This window comes from Flavobacterium aerium, assembly GCF_030766725.1.
Classification (GTDB): domain Bacteria; phylum Bacteroidota; class Bacteroidia; order Flavobacteriales; family Flavobacteriaceae; genus Flavobacterium; species Flavobacterium aerium.
Map to the genome: position 1 here is coordinate 79,735 of NZ_JARQWR010000011.1, position 18,271 is coordinate 98,005.

An 18,271-nucleotide genomic window follows, 5' to 3' on the forward strand; every position below is an offset into this window, starting at 1 on the left:
AGTCTTTTACATTTTATTGATTAACTTTACAATACGAAATTAAATTTTGGAAAACAAATTAATTAAAACGAATCACTATGATCAAAGTTTGTTTAGCTGATAATCATCCTGTAGTAGAATATGGTGTGAAATCTTATTTTAAAGAAAATTCAGATATTAACATTGTAAGTTTTGCAAGTAGTTATGATATTCTGGTAGAGATCTTAAAGAAGAGAATTGTAGATGTTCTTGTACTTGATCTTGACTTGGAAGGACTAACTAGTATTAATCTTGTTAAGTCTCTTCTAAAGGAGCATCCAAACACTAAGATTGCAATTTACACGAATCAATCTGAACAAATTTATGCACCTAATGCATTAAAAGCCGGAGTTTCTGCATTTATTCATAAAACTGAAAAACTGGATACCCTGTATAATGCGATTGTAAAAGTATCTGAAGGTGAAATTATCTTTAGTGATACTGTGAAGAAGAATCTAGCACTAATTGGAAAACGTAACAAAAACAACCGTTTATATAGAAAACTTTCTACTCGTGAAATTGAAGTACTTCGCTATTTAAGTGATGGTAAGAAGAATAAGGAGATTGCAAAAATTTTAGATCTTAACGAAAAAACGGTCAGTACTTATAAATTGCGTTTATTAACGAAATTACATGTCACCAATTTGGTTGATTTAGTAAACAAGGCTAAAACGCTTGAAATCGTTTAATGATAACGCGACATTACTCGTCCTAATTTTTTTGAAAAGGAGTTAATCAATTTTTGATAGTCTTGTGCCATCATCAAAATTTCGGAATTATCCGCTGCTGGATCTGGAGTTATACTACTTTTTAACTCTTCAATGATTCTATCTACTAGATACCATCTTAATGTAAGTATGGTCTCAGATACGTATTGACCAATTGTTTGGTCTTTTTGTTTTACAATAATCTGCTGTCCTTCCCAGTTATGCAAGGATAGTTTTTCATCTTCCATTAGAATATCTGTCACTTCCTGCGCTAAGTCTGGATTGAGCTGCATCATATACTGCTCCATGTTGAAAGTTTCGTTCTGGTGGTAGTAATTTACCATATCGTTATAGATGTCTCTAAACAGATTGTTTGCCAGTTCTACTTCATCTTCCTGAAGACTTAAATAGATGCGTTGATATACACGATAGTTTTTAGTTTCTGTATATTCTATCGGTTCTCCTTCGTCATTCATTTTCATCAGAACATCTTCAAATTCTTCTTCGAATGTTCCATAAAGCAATAAGATCTCAATAATCTTTCTTTCCAGTTGGTATAGAATATTTATTTTAGGTCTTTGTGGTTGCTGCTCTTCATCTTTTATGACTTCAAAAGCTTTTTGATCTTGCTTTGTTTTTTTACCAGAGTCTACAATATCTTTCTGAATCAGCTGGGCTAGTGTATTGAATAATACTTGCTCCGAGATATCCATGATTCGAGCGCATTCTTGCAAGTATATTTCGCGTTGGATACGGTCTGGTATCTTAGAAATACTGGTCACCATATCTCGAATTAATCCTGCTTTTTTCACTGGATCATTCTTCGCTTCATCCATTAATAGGGATGCTTTGAATTGTATAAAATCTTTTGAGTTGGCTTCTAAGTAGGCTACTAAAGCATCGTGAGAATTATTTTTAGCAAAACTGTCTGGATCTTCTCCGTCTGGGAATGTACATACTTTCACATTCATCCCTTCTTCCAGAATTAAATCGATTCCACGAATGGACGCTCTTAATCCGGCTGCATCTCCATCAAATAGCACGGTAATATTTTTCGTAAGTCGATTTACCAACCGTATTTGATCGGGTGTCAGTGCTGTACCTGATGAAGCGACCACGTTTTCAATTCCTGCTTGATGAAATTGAATCACATCAGTATATCCTTCTACTAAATAACAGTTATCTAATTTTGCTATGGATTGTTTTGCATGGTAAATTCCATACAATACTTTACTCTTATGGTAAATATCACTTTCTGGGGAATTCAGGTATTTTGCTGCTTTCTTATCATTGGTGAGTATTCTTCCTCCAAATCCTAGAACGCGTCCTGACATACTGTGAATAGGAAACATAACACGTCCTTTAAATCGGTCAAATTGCTTGTCCTCTTTAACGATTGTTAGTCCTGTTTTATCTAAATATTCTAGCTTATATCCTTTCCCTAGTGCGTCTTTTGTAAAAGCACCCCAGGTTTCTGGCGAGTATCCTAGCCCAAATTTATAGATGGTTTCACTACTGAATCCTCGTTCTTTGAAGTACGAATATCCAATTGCTTTTCCTTCTTCTGTATTTAGTAAGACATTATTGAAATATTTCTGAGCATATTCGGAAACGAGATACATACTTTCTCGTTCATTCGTTTGTGCTTTTTCTTCATTGGACTGTTCTGTCTCTTCAATTTCAATATTGTACTTTTTGGCTAAATAACGAATCGCCTCTGGATAGGTGAAATGTTCATGTTCCATTAAAAAGGCTACTGCGTTACCTCCTTTTCCAGAACTAAAGTCTTTCCAAATTTGTTTTACTGGCGACACCATAAACGACGGAGAGCGTTCGTCCGAGAATGGACTTAATCCCTTAAAGTTACTTCCAGCGCGTTTTAATTGAACAAAATCGCCAATTACTTCCTCTACGCGGGCCGTTTCAAATACAGTATCTATCGTGCTTTTGGTAATCAATGTCTTCAAATTTGTAGCTTGTAAAATTACGCAATTCCAAACAAAAAAGACGTGGTCTGAAAAGTAATTTTAAGCCTTTGTCTTATTCTGATTTTACGAGCTCGTTCTCAATACATTTAAAATAAAAAAGTGTTCCACTCCTGGAACACTTTGGTCATAACTAATCATAAAAAAAATAATTTAAGTGTTTCTATTAGTTCAAATCAAATCGCAAGCCTAGGGATACATTGTTTTGATCTACTGTATTATTTTTAAATAATGGATTTAAGTCATACTTAACGTATAAACTGGTGGATCCATATCCTACATAAGCACTTAATCCATATATAAAATCACTGGTATTAAAATCGGCTTTGGTTCTTTGTCTGATTGTGCTTCCATTATCATCGTACTTCAAAACTTGTTTTGATTTTAAATTTACTCCTGCATATCCCCCAATACCTATTTTAAAACTTTCTTGTGATCTGAAATACGTTTTATCATCGGTTACTTTTTTCTTTGTAAAATCAAATTCAAGGTGTACGGGTACTACTAAATAGACATTTCTAAAACGAGAGTCTTTGATGTTTCCATTATTTGCTACTTGGTTTGGAGCATTACTTACTAAATCAGTTTGGTTGCCATTTGTCGCAAAGAAACGATGATCTGTAGGGCGTAAATTATTATACATTATGGACAGACCGTATTTGGCATGTAGCAAATTATTATCTTTTAATAGTCGGGTATTGTATGTAATTCCTAATTCATAGAAATGGGACCCTAAATATCTGTAATCAGAATCTTCTATGGAACCATCTGTTACTAGATTGTTTACTCCTAATGCAAAGACAAGTTGTGAGGTGGTTCTTTTTAACCCTCTGTCTACAAATCTTCTTGGTGCTCTTTTACCATCTCGACCAATTGTAATGAATGATATTCTGAATTTTGATTGTGTTGAATCAATTTTTCCATCAATTTTATCTTTGATTAACTCTCTCAATCCTTCTTCTTCTATTGCTACTCTGGTTTCTATGTTTGTAGCTCTTTTTTGAGCAGCTTCTACCTTCTTGTTTTCGGATTCCTGAAAAGTAATCGTCTTATTATCCAACTCTACATTGATTGCTTCTACCTCTTCTTTTAATGCTTTCTTTTCTTGTTTTGTAATCTCTTCAATCTTTTCGGCAATCGTTTTGGCTCGATCTTCAAAGCTATTCTGCGCTACAGCTTTCGTTAAAAATAGGCACAACGATACCGTTAAGTAAATTATATAATTTCTCATGGTTAAAATTTTAAAATGTTAGGGGTGTTATTTAATCTGAATTATTCTTGATTTCTACTGGATAATGCTGTTTTTACGGAATTGTAATTTTTCTCTACGGTATTAATTACTCTTTCACGAAAGGTTTGATTGAGTTCTTTTTCTACTGTACTTAACATTTGATCTGGACTAATTTTTACTCCATTTTGAGGTTGTTTTACTATTGGCTTTTGTACCGAAGCTAAAAGGTCATCAACACTAACATATTTCGATTTTTTAATCTCTTCTTTTGGTGTTTCTAACGCCACTGCATTGTCAGGAATTTTGATTTCTTCAATTGGACTTTGCACAGAATGGTGTTTCACTTTTTCAACCTGATTTTGATTCTTATTCTTACCTTGAATCTTTTCTACTTTGGCTATAGCTGTTTCGGACTTCAATAGATTATTACTGGGATTATTATTATTATTCAGTTCTAATCCTTGTTCTTCAATTTGTTTTTGTGGCGTAATTTTTTCTATTTCCTTTTCTACAATAATTTCATCTTGTTTTTCCTTGACTGTGTTTTGAAAATAAAATACCGTTGTCAAAGTGATTAAGGCAATTATACTTGCCGCTATAAACATCCAATTTCTGTTGGGTTTACTTTTCTTATTCTCAGCAACCGTCAACATCGAGTCCAATCGATCCCATGCTTGAGACGAAGGTTCAATCTCTCGTTTACTGAGCTCTTCCCTAAATTGGTTTTCTACTTTATTCGGTTCCATTTTGAAAGTTTTTTAACTTATTAATTTGCTCCTGCAACATTTTACGTGCATGGGATAGTTGTGATTTCGAAGTCCCTTCATTAATTTTTAATAGGTCTGCAATTTCTTTGTGTTTGAATCCTTCTATTGCGTATAAGTTAAAAACCATCTTACAGCCTTCTGGTAATCCATCGATTAAAAACTGAATGTCTTCTACATTAAATAGACTTTCAGTTGTATTTAGGCTTTGTTCTTCTGCGATTTCTTCTTCCAGAAAGACCATCTTTTTGTGTACTCTTATGTATGAAATACATTCGTTTACCATGATTCTTCTAATCCATCCTTCAAAACTACCTTTGTTTTGAAAAGTTTTTAGATTCACAAATACTTTCATAAAAGCTGTAAGCATTAAATCTTCCGCATGGTGTAGGTCTTTTATATATTGCCGGCAAACACTCAACATCTTCGGTGCGTACAAACTATAGATCTTTTGCTGTGCTTGTCGATTGTTCTCGATTGCCAGTGTGATCAATTCGGTTTGTTCTTGATGTAATACTATTACTTTCAAAGTTTAATGATTCGTTATTCAATTTACTAATTGACTTCTATTGACATAGACGAGAATGGAATCGAAATGGTTGTATGGGGTTGTATTTTTTTTTGAAATTTTTATTGCTATAAAAATAAAACACTATGTATCAAATACATAATAAATAAAATATTTTTTATTTTTTTCGCTCTATTACGTAATTGACCATCAAGATTAGAGCATCTTTATAGGGTGATGTTGGATAGGTTTCCAATAGTTGTAATGCATCGTGTTGAAATTGCATCATTTTTTGTTCTGCGTATTGTAATCCATTTTTATTTTTTACAAATGCAATAACTTCTTTGACTCTGTTTTTGTCTTTGTTATGGTTTTTGACAGAGTTAATGACCCATCTCTTTTCTTTATCGGTACAGTTATTCAATGCATAAATAAGAGGGAGTGTCATTTTTTGTTCTTTAATATCAATACCGGTAGGTTTTCCTATGGCATCATCAGTATAATCAAACAAATCGTCTTTAATCTGGAAGGCCATCCCGATTAGCTCTCCAAATTTTCGCATATTCTCTACTTGCGTTTCATCAGAAACTACAGATCGAGCGCCTAATGCACAACAGGCTGCAATAAGTGTCGCTGTTTTTTGACGGATAATTTCGTAGTAAACATCTTCTGTAATATCAAGACGTCTTGCTTTTTCTATTTGAAGTAATTCGCCTTCGCTCATTTCACGAACGGCAACAGAAATAATTTTAAGGAGGTCGAAATCACCATTATCGATCGATAACAATAATCCTTTTGACAATAGATAGTCACCTACTAAAACGGCAATTTTATTTTTCCAAAGGGCATTGATGGAAAAGAATCCGCGTCGTCGATTACTATCATCAACAACATCATCGTGTACCAAGGTAGCGGTATGAATTAATTCTATAACAGATGCTCCTCTATACGTACGTTCGTTCACAGCGCCTTCGGAAATCATTTTGGCTGTCAAAAAAACAAACATCGGACGCATTTGTTTTCCCTTTCGGTTGACTATATAGTAGGTAATTCGATTTAATAAAACAATTTTAGAAGACATGGATTCATGAAACTTCTTTTCAAAAAGTTCCATCTCCTGAAATATGGGTTGCTTTATTTGTTCTACTATTTTCATTACGGATTCAAAGATAGCATTTTGCTACTAAAATACAGAAATAATTTTGTCGCTAAATTTGGACAAACTATAGCACAAGAAATAATAGAATTCTATTTATTTCAATAGCTCATTATTCTACTGATTCATTCTTATTTGCTAACTGTCCGCAGGCTGCATCAATATCTTTTCCTCGACTACGGCGTACTTTTGCCACAATACCATTTGCATCTAATGCTCTGATATAAGCATCTATTGCTTCAGGCGAGGCTTGTTGAAATTCGCCATCGTCGATCGGATTGTATTCAATCAAATTGACTTTACAGGGTACGTATTTACAGAATTTTACTAAGGCATCAATGGCTTCTTTGGTATCGTTGATTCCATTCCAAACTACATATTCGTAAGTAATCTTACTTTTTGTTTTTGCATACCAATACTCCAAAGACGCTCTTAAATCAGCTAATGGGAAGTTTTCACTGAAAGGCATAATCTTAGCACGTACTTCATCAATGGCTGAATGTAATGATACTGCCAATTTGAATTTCACTTCATCATCGGCTAATTTTTTAATCATTTTTGGCACACCGGAAGTAGAAACTGTAATTCGTTTTGGTGACATTCCTAATCCTTCTGGAGAAATAATCATTTCAATTGCTTTCAATACATTGTTGTAATTCATCAATGGCTCTCCCATTCCCATGAATACAATATTTGATAGCGGATGATTGTAATACAAACGGCTTTCATTATCGATGGCTACTACCTGATCATAGATTTCATCTGGATTCAGATTTCGCATTCTTTTTAAACGTGCTGTTGCACAAAAATTACAATCTAAGCTGCATCCTACTTGACTGGAAACACAGGCCGTAGTACGGGTATTGGTTGGAATCAAAACAGATTCTACCACCAAACCATCGTGTAATCGTACAGCATTTTTTACTGTACCATCGCTACTGCGTTGCATTTGGTCCACTTTAATATGATTAATCACAAAGTTTTCCTCTAGCATCTGACGTGTTTTCTTAGCCACATTAGTCATGTCCTCAAAGCTATGGGCACTTTTACTCCAAAGCCACTCATATACTTGATTACCACGAAAAGCTTGATCTCCATTCGCTATAAAAAAATCCCGCAATTGATCTTTGCTTAATGCTCTTATGTCTTTTTTTGTCGTTTGCATGGTGCAAATTTAGATATTAGTATTGAGAAGTTGGTAATCTGGGGCAAAAATTCGGAAATTCTTATGTTTTGTGTATTTTTAAATCCCTTTGAAATCATTTGATTCTTTCAAATTTTCAATAAATTTGTAAAAAAATATTATGCATTTTATCTCACAGGAATTAGAAGACTATGTGGCTTTCCATTCTGAAAATGAACCTAAATTATTAGAAGATCTCAATAAAGAAACGCATCAAAAAATAATGCAACCTCGTATGTTGAGTGGTCATTTTCAGGGTCGTGTTCTTAGCATGTTATCCAAAATCATTAATCCAAAGAATATTTTAGAAATAGGCACCTATACCGGTTATGCCACTTTATGTTTGGCAGAAGGTATGCAAAAAGAGGGTGTACTTCATACCATCGATATTAATGAAGAGCTTGCTGATTTTCAAAAGAAGTATTTTGATTTATCACCTTGGAAAGATCAGATTGTTCAGCATTTAGGAAATGCAACAGAAATTATCCCAACTCTTGACACCAAATTTGACTTGATATTTATTGATGCTGATAAAGATAATTATGTTACTTACTTCAATCAGATTGTTCCTATCATGAATAAAGGCGGAATCATCCTTTCTGATAATGTATTGTGGAGCGGTAAAGTATTGGATGAATTAAAACCTAATGACCTTAGTACTAAGGTACTTAAAGAATACAATTTACTATTGAAAGAGGATCCTAGAGTAGAAACGGTTTTGTTGCCTATTCGTGATGGATTAACGGTAAGTAGAATACTTTAATTGAATAAACTTTCAGGAAAGTATTTCTTTCTTAGGTATTTATATAATTGATATACTATGAATGCCGTTAATGTTCCTAATGCAAAGCCACAAAGAATATCTAATGGATAATGTAATCCTAAGTATATTCGGCTATAAGCGAATATTAATGGCCATAGGAATATCAATCCCATATAGCGCACATAGGGCTTCATAATCAAATATAGTAATATTGCCGCAGCCATCGAATTTGAGGCATGACCGGATACAAAACTGAATGATTGTCTGGAAATTACGATTCGGATATAGTCTTTTATAGCAGGCTCATTACAAGGACGTAAACGCTGTACGCTATATTTAATTAGGTTTGTAGTTTGATCTGTCAGTGCAATTAATACGGATACAACTAATACCACCATTAGGGTATGTCTCCATCCTAATTTTTTGAAAATTATATAAAAGATTAGAAGAAATACAGGAATCCAATTGATTTGTTTGGTAATAAAACTCCAAAGGGCATCATATTGTTCAGAACCTAATCCATTAAGGTAAACAAAGACTTTTTGATCTAAAGCTACTAATTTTTCAATCATATTACATTTGACGTTTTATTGGACCTGTTGCGTCCTCTAAATCTTCTTTCATTTTATTAATCTCACCTGTGATATCACTTGTAATATCTTTTCCTATTGTAGTATCAATTCCGTTTTGCTCTGCACTCTTCTGAATTTCACTTTTAATTTCATTTGTAGCATCTTTCAACTGTCTCATTCCCTTTCCTAGCATACGTGCGATCTCCGGAACTTTATCAGCTCCAAATAGCATCACGACAACAAACAAAATAAAAATTATCTCTGAACCTCCCATAAACAAAAAACTTTTATATTTTTTTCCAAAACAAAGGTAGCCAAAATGTTTTTCTTAGAATCCATTTAAGCTTTAAAAAATAAGTTAAATTATAGGTAAGACCTACGAAAGATGACTCATTACAGTATTTTATTACTTCCTTTCGAACTTATCAAACTTCGATTTCACTTCTCCTTTTGGCCAAGTATTATTACTTAAATCAACATCTGCTGTTTCTAATTTTGGATCGATTACAATCTTTTTAATTGTTTTTTCTACCGCAAATACTCTCGTCACCTCAAGGTCATTTTTTCTCCAGATTTGCGCTGGAAAAACAAAATTCTCTGTGGAATTATCATCGTAGGTTACTTCTACAAGAATTGGCATTACCAATCCTCCTGGCTTATTGAAGGTTACCTCATAGAAGTATTTTGGTTCTTTTAATTTTGCAATTTCTTCTGCACTTAATTTCTTCTGTACATACTCGCTCAGCGTTTTTATATCTTTTAACTTGAATGATTTATCTTGTTTGCCTCCAGATTTGGCATCTTCTGCAATCATATAAACCATAGGTTGTTTTGGCGCTTCTTCTTTTTTAACTTCTTCAACTTTAGTTACTTTTCCTTTTTTAGCTTTTTCTTTTTTAGTGATAAGTACTTTAGTTTCTTTATTTGGTTCATTTGCTACAACATAGCGTTTTACCTCTTTTATTCCTATGTCATTATAATCTGTTGTATAAAACCATCCTCTCCAAAACCAATCTAAATCGACCGCAGAGGCATCTTCCATTGTTCTAAAAAAGTCCTCTGGTGTAGGGTGTTTAAACTTCCATCTATTTGCATAGGTTTTAAAGGCATAATCGAAAAGCTCAGGCCCCATAATGGTTTGGCGTAGTATGTTTAATCCTGTTGCTGGTTTTGCATAGGCATTACTACCAAATTGCGCGATATTCTCGGAATTTGACATAATAGGTTCTAAGAAATTTTGATCGCCATTCATATACGGTACAATCTTCGCTGCCGGACCACGAGCTGAAGGATAATTCGGCATATAATCTTGCTCTGCTAGATATTGCATAAATGTATTTAAACCTTCATCCATCCAAGTCCATTGGCGTTCATCACTGTTCACAATCATAGGAAACCAGTTATGTCCTACTTCATGGATTACAACACTGATTAATCCATTCTTCAATCGTTCGCTAACAAATCCTTTTTCGTCTGGGCGTCCAAAATTGAAACAAATCATAGGGTATTCCATCCCCTGTCTGTCTGAATTTACGGATATTGCTTTGTGGTATGGATAATCAAATGTTCGGCTGGAATATGATTTTAAGGTACTCGCCACTACTCGCGTGGAATATTCCTCCCATAACGGATTTCCTTCTTTTGGATATAATGAAATTGCCATTACCGATTTGTCGTTCAGTTTGACTGCCATTGCATCGTAAATGAATTTTCTTGAAGTTGCAAAAGCAAAATCTCTTACGTTCTGAGCGCTAAATTTCCATGTTTTCTTTTTATCTGAAACTGTTTTCTCAGCAATCTCAGCATCCATTTGAGTTACAATTTTAATGGGCTTATCGTATGTTTTTTCAGCTAATTCATAGCGTCGTATTTGTTCTCTGGTAAAGACTTCTTTTCGATTCATTAAGAAACCTGTTGCCTCCATAATATGATCGGCAGGAACTGTAATATTTACATCAAAATTACCAAATGGTAAAGCAAATTCTCCACTTCCCCAAAATTGCATATTTTGCCATCCCTGTACATCATTATACACGGCCATTCTAGGATAAAACTGCGCAATAACATATAGATTATTACCGTCTTTATCAAAATGTTCATAGCCTGAACGCCCTCCTTCAAGTACATGGTTATTGATATTATACCACCATTTTATTGAAAAAGACATTTTCTCCCCTCCCATTAATGGTTTTGGCAAATCAATGCGCATCATCGTTTGATTGATGGTATACTTCAATGCTTTTCCTTTCGAATCTTTTACAAATTCTATATTGAATCCACGTTCTAAAGTTGGCTTTAAATATTCTTTTGTGAAGTCATTTGGTCGGATTGCAGGATCAATCTTTTGTTTGTCAACCAATGGTGATTTTGATGTAGGCCCTATCTGATTTTGATCGAGCTGTACCCATAGGTACTCTAAATTATCTTTGGAATTATTGTAATAGGTAATTACTTCTTCTCCTGATATTTTAGCATTTTTATCATCCAATTCAATGTTCATTTTATAATCGGCTTGTTGCTGATAATAAGCTGGTCCTGGTGCCCCAGAAGCAGTTCTAAACATATTGGGTGTAGCAAATTCTTGATACATCTGCCTAAACTTATTATTTTCCGTATGTCCAGGCTCTTTTTTAGCTTCTTGTGCACACAAGGTTGAGACTGCTAAAAATGAAATTGCGGTAAAAAATGAAGTACTTTTTTTCATCTGAATCGTTTAATGAGCGATGAAATTAATACTTTTTTATGAAATTATTATAGAAATCAGAAATTTAATGTGCCGTTAATGTTATTTTCTGTCAGTAATAAACTCTTCTTTACTCCGGATATATTGGTATGAATAATATTCTGTTGTTCTGAAATATAGTCGATCAATAATGTATTATATACATCTAAAGTGCTTATTTTACCTACTTCTTGAACATTGTAATAGCATATCAAAACATCTTCTTCTATTTCTTTTCCTAAATAATTAATGGCTTTTGTTTTTCCATTTACTTTGATTGAGAATTTCTCTAGCAAATATTTTTTCACCAGTGTTTCGGCTTCTGGAAGTTCTTTTGACGTTCCCAAATACAGTTTTTTACCATATTTTTTTTCTAAAGCATTGTCTAGGTCATCAATAAAAATTCGGGAGGTAATTTGTAATGCTTTTTTTTCTTGATTATAATTCACTTGGTATACTGAAACATAAAATTTATGAATCCCCATTGAAGTGAATACAACAAGAAATAAACTGGCTAGAATAAAAAGTAATGATTTTCTCATTTCCCAAAAATAGAAAAAAGATAGATAGTATTATTTCCCATAAAGTCGAATGGCGTTAAATTTCAACGACAACCCACTTAATAAAAAGGTAACTAATGATTTATTCTTCGTTTTTAAAGCTCTTGCCAATTCTACATCTTCTACTGCAAAGTATTGGAATCCCTTAATATACTCGGCTGGGATTTTCAATTGATTGATGTAAAAATTATCTTCATACAAAAGGTCTAGTATTTCCAAAGACCGTTCCTTACCTTCAATAACCACTTGTTTTTTCATGATTTTTGTTCGGCCCGAAATAGCGTTTATAAGGGCATCCGTTCCGTTGGTTGCTGTATAGACTTTACGTTCTGCTGCGGTGTATTCTTTTTGATTTTGAGGAATGATCCCTAATGCTTTGGCATTAATCCGACGGTTGTCTACAATCTCAACTTCATCCAACTGATTCACCATTTCTTCCAATTTGATAAAGAAATATTCTTTCTCAAAATCGTATTGTGATAGCTGAACGCTTCTTCCGATGAGTTGTACCGCTGAAAACATCAGAACATCACCTGGCTTGGCTTCAATTTTGAAATATCCATCCTGATCGGATTGTGTTCCAGCATTATTCGTTGTGTTCATTACAATAATACCTTGTTTAGTACTATTATCTGTGATAATCTTACCGTTTAAGACTTGATATTTTGCACCTTGACCAAAAACAAAATGACTTAAAAAAATAAAAAAAACAATAATACTACTTCTTTTCATCCCACCTTTTTGAATTATATTCTACTGCCAGTTCTCCAATAACAAATTTAATCATTGTTTTATTTTTTGTTTTAACGGCGCGTACTAAACGTTCATTTTCTATAAGATAATATTGAAATCCTCGAATATGATCTTGCGGTATTTTCAAATCATTGACATAAAATTCATCTTCATATAAATCTTCAATAAACTTGAGCGTTCCTTCTTTTTTCTCTACTTCGTATTCTTTTTTAAGAATTTTTGATCGTCCAGAGAACATATTAAACAATGGATCTAACGATAATCCTATCATAGGCTGTAATGTTGCTGCATCAAATCCCAGCTTTGTTCCAGATTCTGTACCAGATTTCAAATTTCTTTCTGCTTTTGTATATGATTTTTGTCCCTTAGGAACAATCCCTAGTGAAACGGCATTAATATTATTATACTTTCTTACATACACTTCATCCAAAAAAGTAATTTGTGCTTCTAATCGTACTAAAAGCAAATCTTCATTGAAGTCTTCTTTTTTTAATACAATATTCCTCCCTTTAAACTGTACACCTGAAAACATTAAGGTATCATTCGCTTTTGCTGAGATTGAAAAATAACCTCCTTTTTCAGTAACGATACTTTTTTCCGTGCTTAGATTAATAACATAAATCCCCTCTAGATTTGAATAATCACTTGTTATTTTACCTTTAAGGTTTTTACGTAAAGGCTCCTGAGACCAGGATGTAAAATAACATAAAAAAATCAATAAGGAAGCTGTTAAAGTTCTTTGCATAAATAAAAATTAAAAGTGCTAAACAATTTATTTTATTAAACTATTCTGCTATTTTGATACATTTAATCCTAAAAAACTATTCATATACTAACAAATAATTATTTTTTGGATGTCTTTGTAAAAGTATCAGTACTTGTTCTAAATATAGTATTAATGACTTGGTAAATTTATGTTAATACCCTTTCTCCAAAAGTTTAAATCAATTTAAAGTTTATTCCCGTTCAAACTTTATAACTTTGTTCTATCTAAATGGAATAAAATGAAAAATCTTATTATTGCTAGTACCTCAACACTACATGATGGTGCTTATCTTGAGTATCTTTTACCAACATTAGCCGATCATTTTAAACATGTAAAAAACCTACTCTTTATACCCTTTGCCCGTCCTGGTGGTATTTCTCATGATGAATATACTCATAAAGTAAAATCGGCTTTCGCGGCAATACATATTAATGTAACAGGATTGCATGAATATGAAAACCCAGAAGAAGCCATACTCAACGCAGAGGGAATCTTCACCGGCGGAGGAAATACTTTCTTACTGGTCACTCAACTTTATAAATTCAAACTAATGGATGCATTAGAAGAAGCGGTAAAAGAGGGAACACCATACCTTGGAACGAGTGCTGGCAGCAACATTTGTGGTCTTACGATGCAAACGACTAATGATATGCCAATTATTTACCCGCCTAGTTTCAAAACATTAGGATATATTCCATTTAATCTAAACCCACATTACTTAGATCCAGATCCAAGTTCAAAACACATGGGAGAAACTAGAGAAACCCGAATTAAAGAATTTCACCAATTCAACACTGTTCCTGTCCTAGGACTACGCGAAGGTAGTTGGCTTGATGTAAAAGGAAACACAATAACACTAAAAGGAAACTTATCTGCTCGTCTTTTCAGAGTGCATGAAACTCCTGAAGAATTAGAAACAGGAAGTGACCTAAGTTTTCTAGGTCAACTTTAAACTATTCAAAACCTTATCATACTCTGATAAGGTTTTTTTATACAAACTTCTTAAAACAAAAAAATCCGAAACTTTCGTTTCGGATTTTTCTTCTCTGAGCGAGAGACGAGGCTCGAACTCGCGACAACCAGCTTGGAAGGCTGGAGCTCTACCAACTGAGCTACTCTCGCATTTAATGTGGTGCAAATATAAAAAATAAAACCAATATGATGCAAATTTTATTTTCTAAAAGAATCAGGGTCAATTTTTACATTAATACCTTCCTCTATAAAAACGAAAAATCCGAAATTTTCATTTCGGATTTTCTTCTCTGAGCGAGAGACGAGGCTCGAACTCGCGACAACCAGCTTGGAAGGCTGGAGCTCTACCAACTGAGCTACTCTCGCATTTACTGTGGTGCAAATATAAAGAATATGCTTATTTATATCCAAGCTTTTTTTGAAAAAAAAATATTTTTTTTACTCCTTATTTCCTCAACCACCTGCAACGAAAGGTTAACTTATTTACAATTAAAGGTTTATAAACGGTTAAGGATTTTTTTAACACGAGTTTTTTTTCAACTAAAGGAAAAAATATGTAACTTTAAAAAATAAGCCCCTATCATGAGTCCAATTATTAAAGAAATATCTGCTGCGGAAACATTCGTTGTCCGTCATCTTGTATTAAGAAACAATAAACCTATTGAAAGTTGTCGTTTTGATGGCGATACATTAACCACTACTAAACATTACGGTATTTTTATAGATAATGTACTTGTAGGTGTTGCTTCTTTATTTAAAAATAACACGAAATACCTCGATCAGAATAACCAGTTTCAATTGCGTGGGATGGCTATTTTAGATTCTCATCAAAAAAAAGGGCTTGGCGAAGCTTTACTTCAGCATATTGAGCAAGAAACAAAAAACATCCCTGAGGCCTTGATTTGGTTCAATGCTAGGGAAGTTGCCGTAGGGTTTTATAAAAAATTAGGCTATGAAGTTATCGGTAGTCCTTTTAATATTGAAGATATTGGCATACATTATGTAATGTATAAAAAACTATAACCATAAGTTTATCGTATCTAAACCTATATCATTACTATAAAACTGTTATTTATGAAATTATTTTACATCCTATTCATAGCAACCCTTTTTGTTGGTTGTAAAAAAGAAAATAGTGCAGTCAAAAAAGTTGAAAAAGTAATTGAAGCCATAACACCTACTAATAGCACTACTTTGAAAAAAGTTTCGCTTGATAGTGTTCATTTATCCGAAACTAAAAATGATTCCATCATTGCTTTTTATAAATTAGAAAAGAATGAAACCGTTTGGAATGAAAAAGAAAATCGAGATGCTTTAATCAAAGAAATTAAAAATTCAGGGAAAGAAGGAATGAATCCTAATGATTATCCCTTAACAAAAATTCAATCTTATGAGAATAAAATCAAATCCTTATCCGACGATGATATTATTCAATATGACATCTTATTAACGACAAGTTACTATAAATTCATCAACGAATTGGCTAATGGTAAGCTCAATTCCAAAAAACTATATAATGATTGGGATTTAAAAACCAATAAAGTCAATATCAACAAACCATTAGTAACCGCACTAAAAGAGAATGAAATTGAAAAGATGATTGAGGATAACAAGCCACATCATATTGTTTATTTAAAACTAAAAGATGCACTTGCAGCTATTGATCAATACCCAAAAGATAGCCCTCCAACAATTCAACTCAAAGAAAAAAAGATTGTATTGAATGATACGAATCAATCAGTTATCAATATCAAGAAAAAATTAATGTATTGGAAGGATTTAAAAGCAAAAGACAGCTTGACTACAGTTTATGATGAGGATACACAAAAAGCGGTTAAGAAATTCCAAAAAAGACATGGTTTACAGGCCGATGGTGTAATTGGCGCAGGTACTGTTGCAGCTCTAAACATATCGAAAGCTAAAAGAAAAGAGCAGATTATCGCCAATTTAGAACGTTGGAAATGGTATCCAAAAAACATGGGGAAAAGTTATTTAATTATCAATATTCCCGATTATATGTTGTCTGTAGTAAAAGATAATGACACCGTAAAAACGCATCGTGTTATTGTAGGAAAAGAAAAAAGAAGAACGCCTATCTTATCGTCAAAGCTAAATTATATTGTATATAATCCTACTTGGACAGTTCCTCCTACTATCTTGAAAGAAGATGTTATCCCAGCGACTTCTAGAAACTTCGGTTACCTTGATTCTAAAAACATAACGGTTTATGACAAAAACAATAATGTCGTTGACGAAAGAAACTGGAAATCACAGGATGCTAAAGCTTACCGATATGTACAAAGTCCTGGAGATTACAATTCATTAGGTCGTATGAAAATTATTTTCCCTAATCCTTATTTGGTATATCTACATGACACAAACAATAGATCTCTTTTCAATAATTCTTTCCGTGCGTTAAGCTCTGGATGTATTCGAGTGGAAAATCCGATGGATTTATCAGAATATTTATTAGATGATTCTAAAAACTGGACCAAAGATAAAATCAACGAAACTTTGGCAACTAAGAAAACCAAAAACGTAAATATTAAAGACAATATCTACATTCACCAATTATATTGGACAGCATGGATGGACGGTAATGAATTACAGTTCCGTGATGACATCTATAAATTTGATGCAGGCTTATATCAAAAATTGAGAAATTAAATCAATTTAGTTTTTGATTCGTAGCTTTTTGATGGGTGATAAATAAAAAGACATGATTTTCCTTTTATTGCTTCAATGATTTCATCTCTTAATTCCATTGGAATTGCTGGACAACCTAGGCTTCTTCCTAGTCTACCATTGTGTCTGATGAAATTTTCATTCGCATAGTCAGCACCATGCATTACAATAGCTCTTTCTCTTGCTTTATCATTGATTCCTTTTTCAAGACCATCTAATTGTAAAGACAATCCATGTTTTCCTAAATAAGTATCTCCTGTAGAATAGAATCCTAAACTACTTTTGAATGAATTAGGACTGTTTGAAAAAGCATTCGCAAACTCGTCTCCCGTATTTTTTCCGTGAGCAACAAGCGATTGATATAATATTGTATTTGTTGTTAAATCAATAACCCACAGTCTTTTCTTATTAGCCGATAAACTAAAATCTACTAAAGTCAAAATATCTTTTTGAATTAGTCCTTTATCTTTTAATATATAGAAACCTTGAAGGGCTTTTGAAAAGCTTTCTAATTTTGGTAAGGCAAAACTATTGGCTTGTAAATTATTATATATTGTTTCAACTTTTAATGTGAAACTGTTTGTTTTTGTTGTTGAGACTATTTTAGCACTCTCTCTATTTGTTTTTGTCACATTCGAGGAAAACGACATGAAAAAAAACATCACCACCGGCATAATCTTATAAATCATTGTAAATGTTTGTGTTGCAATTAGTAATCAGGTTGCCAAAAATATAAAAATATTGTTATAAACAAAACTTAGCCATAACAATTAGTTGTTTTTTAACAAAACAGCATTTTAACATTTAACTCCCTGCTAGTCTTTGTTTTACAAAAACGTAACACTTTATATAATATTGTCACATTTACTATAAAAATTATTTTTTTTATGATTATTTTTGCTAGACACATCGGATTTAAAAAATCA

The 18,271-nt window shown here is 33.0% G+C and carries 18 protein-coding genes and 2 tRNA genes; 5 read left to right on the forward strand and 15 right to left on the reverse strand.

Annotated features, from left to right (window positions below):
• Positions 1–77: 77 nt before the first annotated feature.
• Entirely contained in the window at positions 78–707 is a 630-nt protein-coding gene (locus P6733_RS15005; RefSeq protein WP_306353749.1) for a response regulator transcription factor, read from the forward strand.
• Here P6733_RS15005 and dnaG read toward each other — a convergent pair.
• The 6 genes from dnaG to rlmN all read right to left on the reverse strand — a co-directional run bounded on the left by dnaG (position 704) and on the right by rlmN (position 7,534).
• A complete protein-coding gene (gene dnaG, locus P6733_RS15010) occupies positions 704–2,683 on the reverse strand; it encodes a DNA primase (protein ID WP_306353817.1) in 1,980 nt (659 codons plus the stop codon). The two genes, P6733_RS15005 and dnaG, sit on opposite strands and share 4 nt — an antisense overlap.
• Positions 2,684–2,876: 193 nt before the next feature.
• Entirely contained in the window at positions 2,877–3,941 is a 1,065-nt protein-coding gene (locus P6733_RS15015) for a porin family protein (protein WP_306353750.1), read from the reverse strand.
• Between the two features lie 41 nt (positions 3,942–3,982).
• Positions 3,983–4,687, reverse strand: coding sequence for a hypothetical protein (locus P6733_RS15020; RefSeq protein WP_306353751.1), 705 nt, complete (start codon positions 4,685–4,687; stop codon positions 3,983–3,985).
• On the reverse strand, positions 4,674–5,234 hold the full coding sequence (locus tag P6733_RS15025) for an RNA polymerase sigma factor (protein ID WP_306353752.1): 561 nt from the start codon (positions 5,232–5,234) through the stop codon (positions 4,674–4,676). Before P6733_RS15025 ends, P6733_RS15020 begins: the two co-directional genes overlap by 14 nt.
• Before the next feature lie 157 nt (positions 5,235–5,391).
• Complete coding sequence (locus P6733_RS15030) at positions 5,392–6,369, reverse strand: polyprenyl synthetase family protein (RefSeq protein ID WP_306353753.1); 978 nt, start codon at positions 6,367–6,369, stop codon at positions 5,392–5,394.
• Positions 6,370–6,481: 112 nt separating this feature from the next.
• Positions 6,482–7,534: a dual-specificity RNA methyltransferase RlmN gene (gene rlmN, locus P6733_RS15035; protein WP_306353754.1), complete on the reverse strand. Its 1,053-nt coding sequence runs from the start codon at positions 7,532–7,534 to the stop codon at positions 6,482–6,484.
• Between the two features lie 139 nt (positions 7,535–7,673).
• Between rlmN and P6733_RS15040 the strand changes: the two genes are divergently transcribed.
• Complete coding sequence (locus P6733_RS15040; RefSeq protein WP_306353755.1) at positions 7,674–8,315, forward strand: O-methyltransferase; 642 nt, start codon at positions 7,674–7,676, stop codon at positions 8,313–8,315.
• On the opposite strand, the gene P6733_RS15045 is transcribed toward P6733_RS15040, so the two are convergent.
• The 6 genes from P6733_RS15045 to P6733_RS15070 all read right to left on the reverse strand — a co-directional run bounded on the left by P6733_RS15045 (position 8,312) and on the right by P6733_RS15070 (position 13,667).
• Positions 8,312–8,887: a phosphatase PAP2 family protein gene (locus tag P6733_RS15045; protein ID WP_306353756.1), complete on the reverse strand. Its 576-nt coding sequence runs from the start codon at positions 8,885–8,887 to the stop codon at positions 8,312–8,314. The two genes, P6733_RS15040 and P6733_RS15045, sit on opposite strands and share 4 nt — an antisense overlap.
• A gap of 1 nt (position 8,888) precedes the next feature.
• On the reverse strand, positions 8,889–9,161 hold the full coding sequence (locus tag P6733_RS15050) for a Sec-independent protein translocase subunit TatA/TatB (RefSeq protein WP_306353757.1): 273 nt from the start codon (positions 9,159–9,161) through the stop codon (positions 8,889–8,891).
• A gap of 132 nt (positions 9,162–9,293) precedes the next feature.
• Positions 9,294–11,591 carry a M1 family metallopeptidase gene (locus P6733_RS15055; RefSeq protein ID WP_306353758.1) on the reverse strand — a complete coding sequence of 766 codons (2,298 nt, stop codon included), beginning with the start codon at positions 11,589–11,591 and terminating at the stop codon, positions 9,294–9,296.
• A 56-nt stretch (positions 11,592–11,647) separates the two neighbouring features.
• Positions 11,648–12,151: a DUF6702 family protein gene (locus P6733_RS15060; RefSeq protein ID WP_306353759.1), complete on the reverse strand. Its 504-nt coding sequence runs from the start codon at positions 12,149–12,151 to the stop codon at positions 11,648–11,650.
• Positions 12,152–12,181: 30 nt separating this feature from the next.
• Positions 12,182–12,901 carry a peptidase associated/transthyretin-like domain-containing protein gene (locus P6733_RS15065; protein ID WP_306353760.1) on the reverse strand — a complete coding sequence of 240 codons (720 nt, stop codon included), beginning with the start codon at positions 12,899–12,901 and terminating at the stop codon, positions 12,182–12,184.
• On the reverse strand, positions 12,888–13,667 hold the full coding sequence (locus P6733_RS15070) for a hypothetical protein (protein ID WP_306353761.1): 780 nt from the start codon (positions 13,665–13,667) through the stop codon (positions 12,888–12,890). The genes P6733_RS15065 and P6733_RS15070 overlap by 14 nt, the downstream gene beginning before the upstream one ends.
• Before the next feature lie 259 nt (positions 13,668–13,926).
• Here P6733_RS15070 and pepE point away from each other — a divergent pair, with 259 nt between their 5' ends.
• Positions 13,927–14,640, forward strand: coding sequence for a dipeptidase PepE (gene pepE / locus P6733_RS15075; protein ID WP_306353762.1), 714 nt, complete (start codon positions 13,927–13,929; stop codon positions 14,638–14,640).
• Between the two features lie 97 nt (positions 14,641–14,737).
• Here pepE and P6733_RS15080 read toward each other — a convergent pair.
• Positions 14,738–14,810: transfer RNA gene (locus P6733_RS15080), tRNA-Gly, on the reverse strand.
• A gap of 143 nt (positions 14,811–14,953) precedes the next feature.
• Positions 14,954–15,026, reverse strand: a tRNA-Gly gene (locus P6733_RS15085).
• Between the two features lie 216 nt (positions 15,027–15,242).
• On the opposite strand from P6733_RS15085, the gene P6733_RS15090 reads away from it, so the two are divergent.
• Positions 15,243–15,683 (forward strand): GNAT family N-acetyltransferase, encoded by a 441-nt coding sequence (locus tag P6733_RS15090; RefSeq protein WP_306353763.1) that lies wholly within the window; start codon positions 15,243–15,245, stop codon positions 15,681–15,683.
• A 51-nt stretch (positions 15,684–15,734) separates the two neighbouring features.
• On the forward strand, positions 15,735–17,327 hold the full coding sequence (locus P6733_RS15095; RefSeq protein WP_306353764.1) for a L,D-transpeptidase family protein: 1,593 nt from the start codon (positions 15,735–15,737) through the stop codon (positions 17,325–17,327).
• On the opposite strand, the gene P6733_RS15100 is transcribed toward P6733_RS15095, so the two are convergent.
• The gene (locus tag P6733_RS15100; RefSeq protein ID WP_306353765.1) at positions 17,324–18,034 is read right to left on the reverse strand and encodes a murein L,D-transpeptidase catalytic domain family protein; all 711 of its coding nucleotides are present in this window, start codon (positions 18,032–18,034) and stop codon (positions 17,324–17,326) included. The genes P6733_RS15095 and P6733_RS15100 overlap by 4 nt on opposite strands.
• Positions 18,035–18,271: the final 237 nt, after the last annotated feature.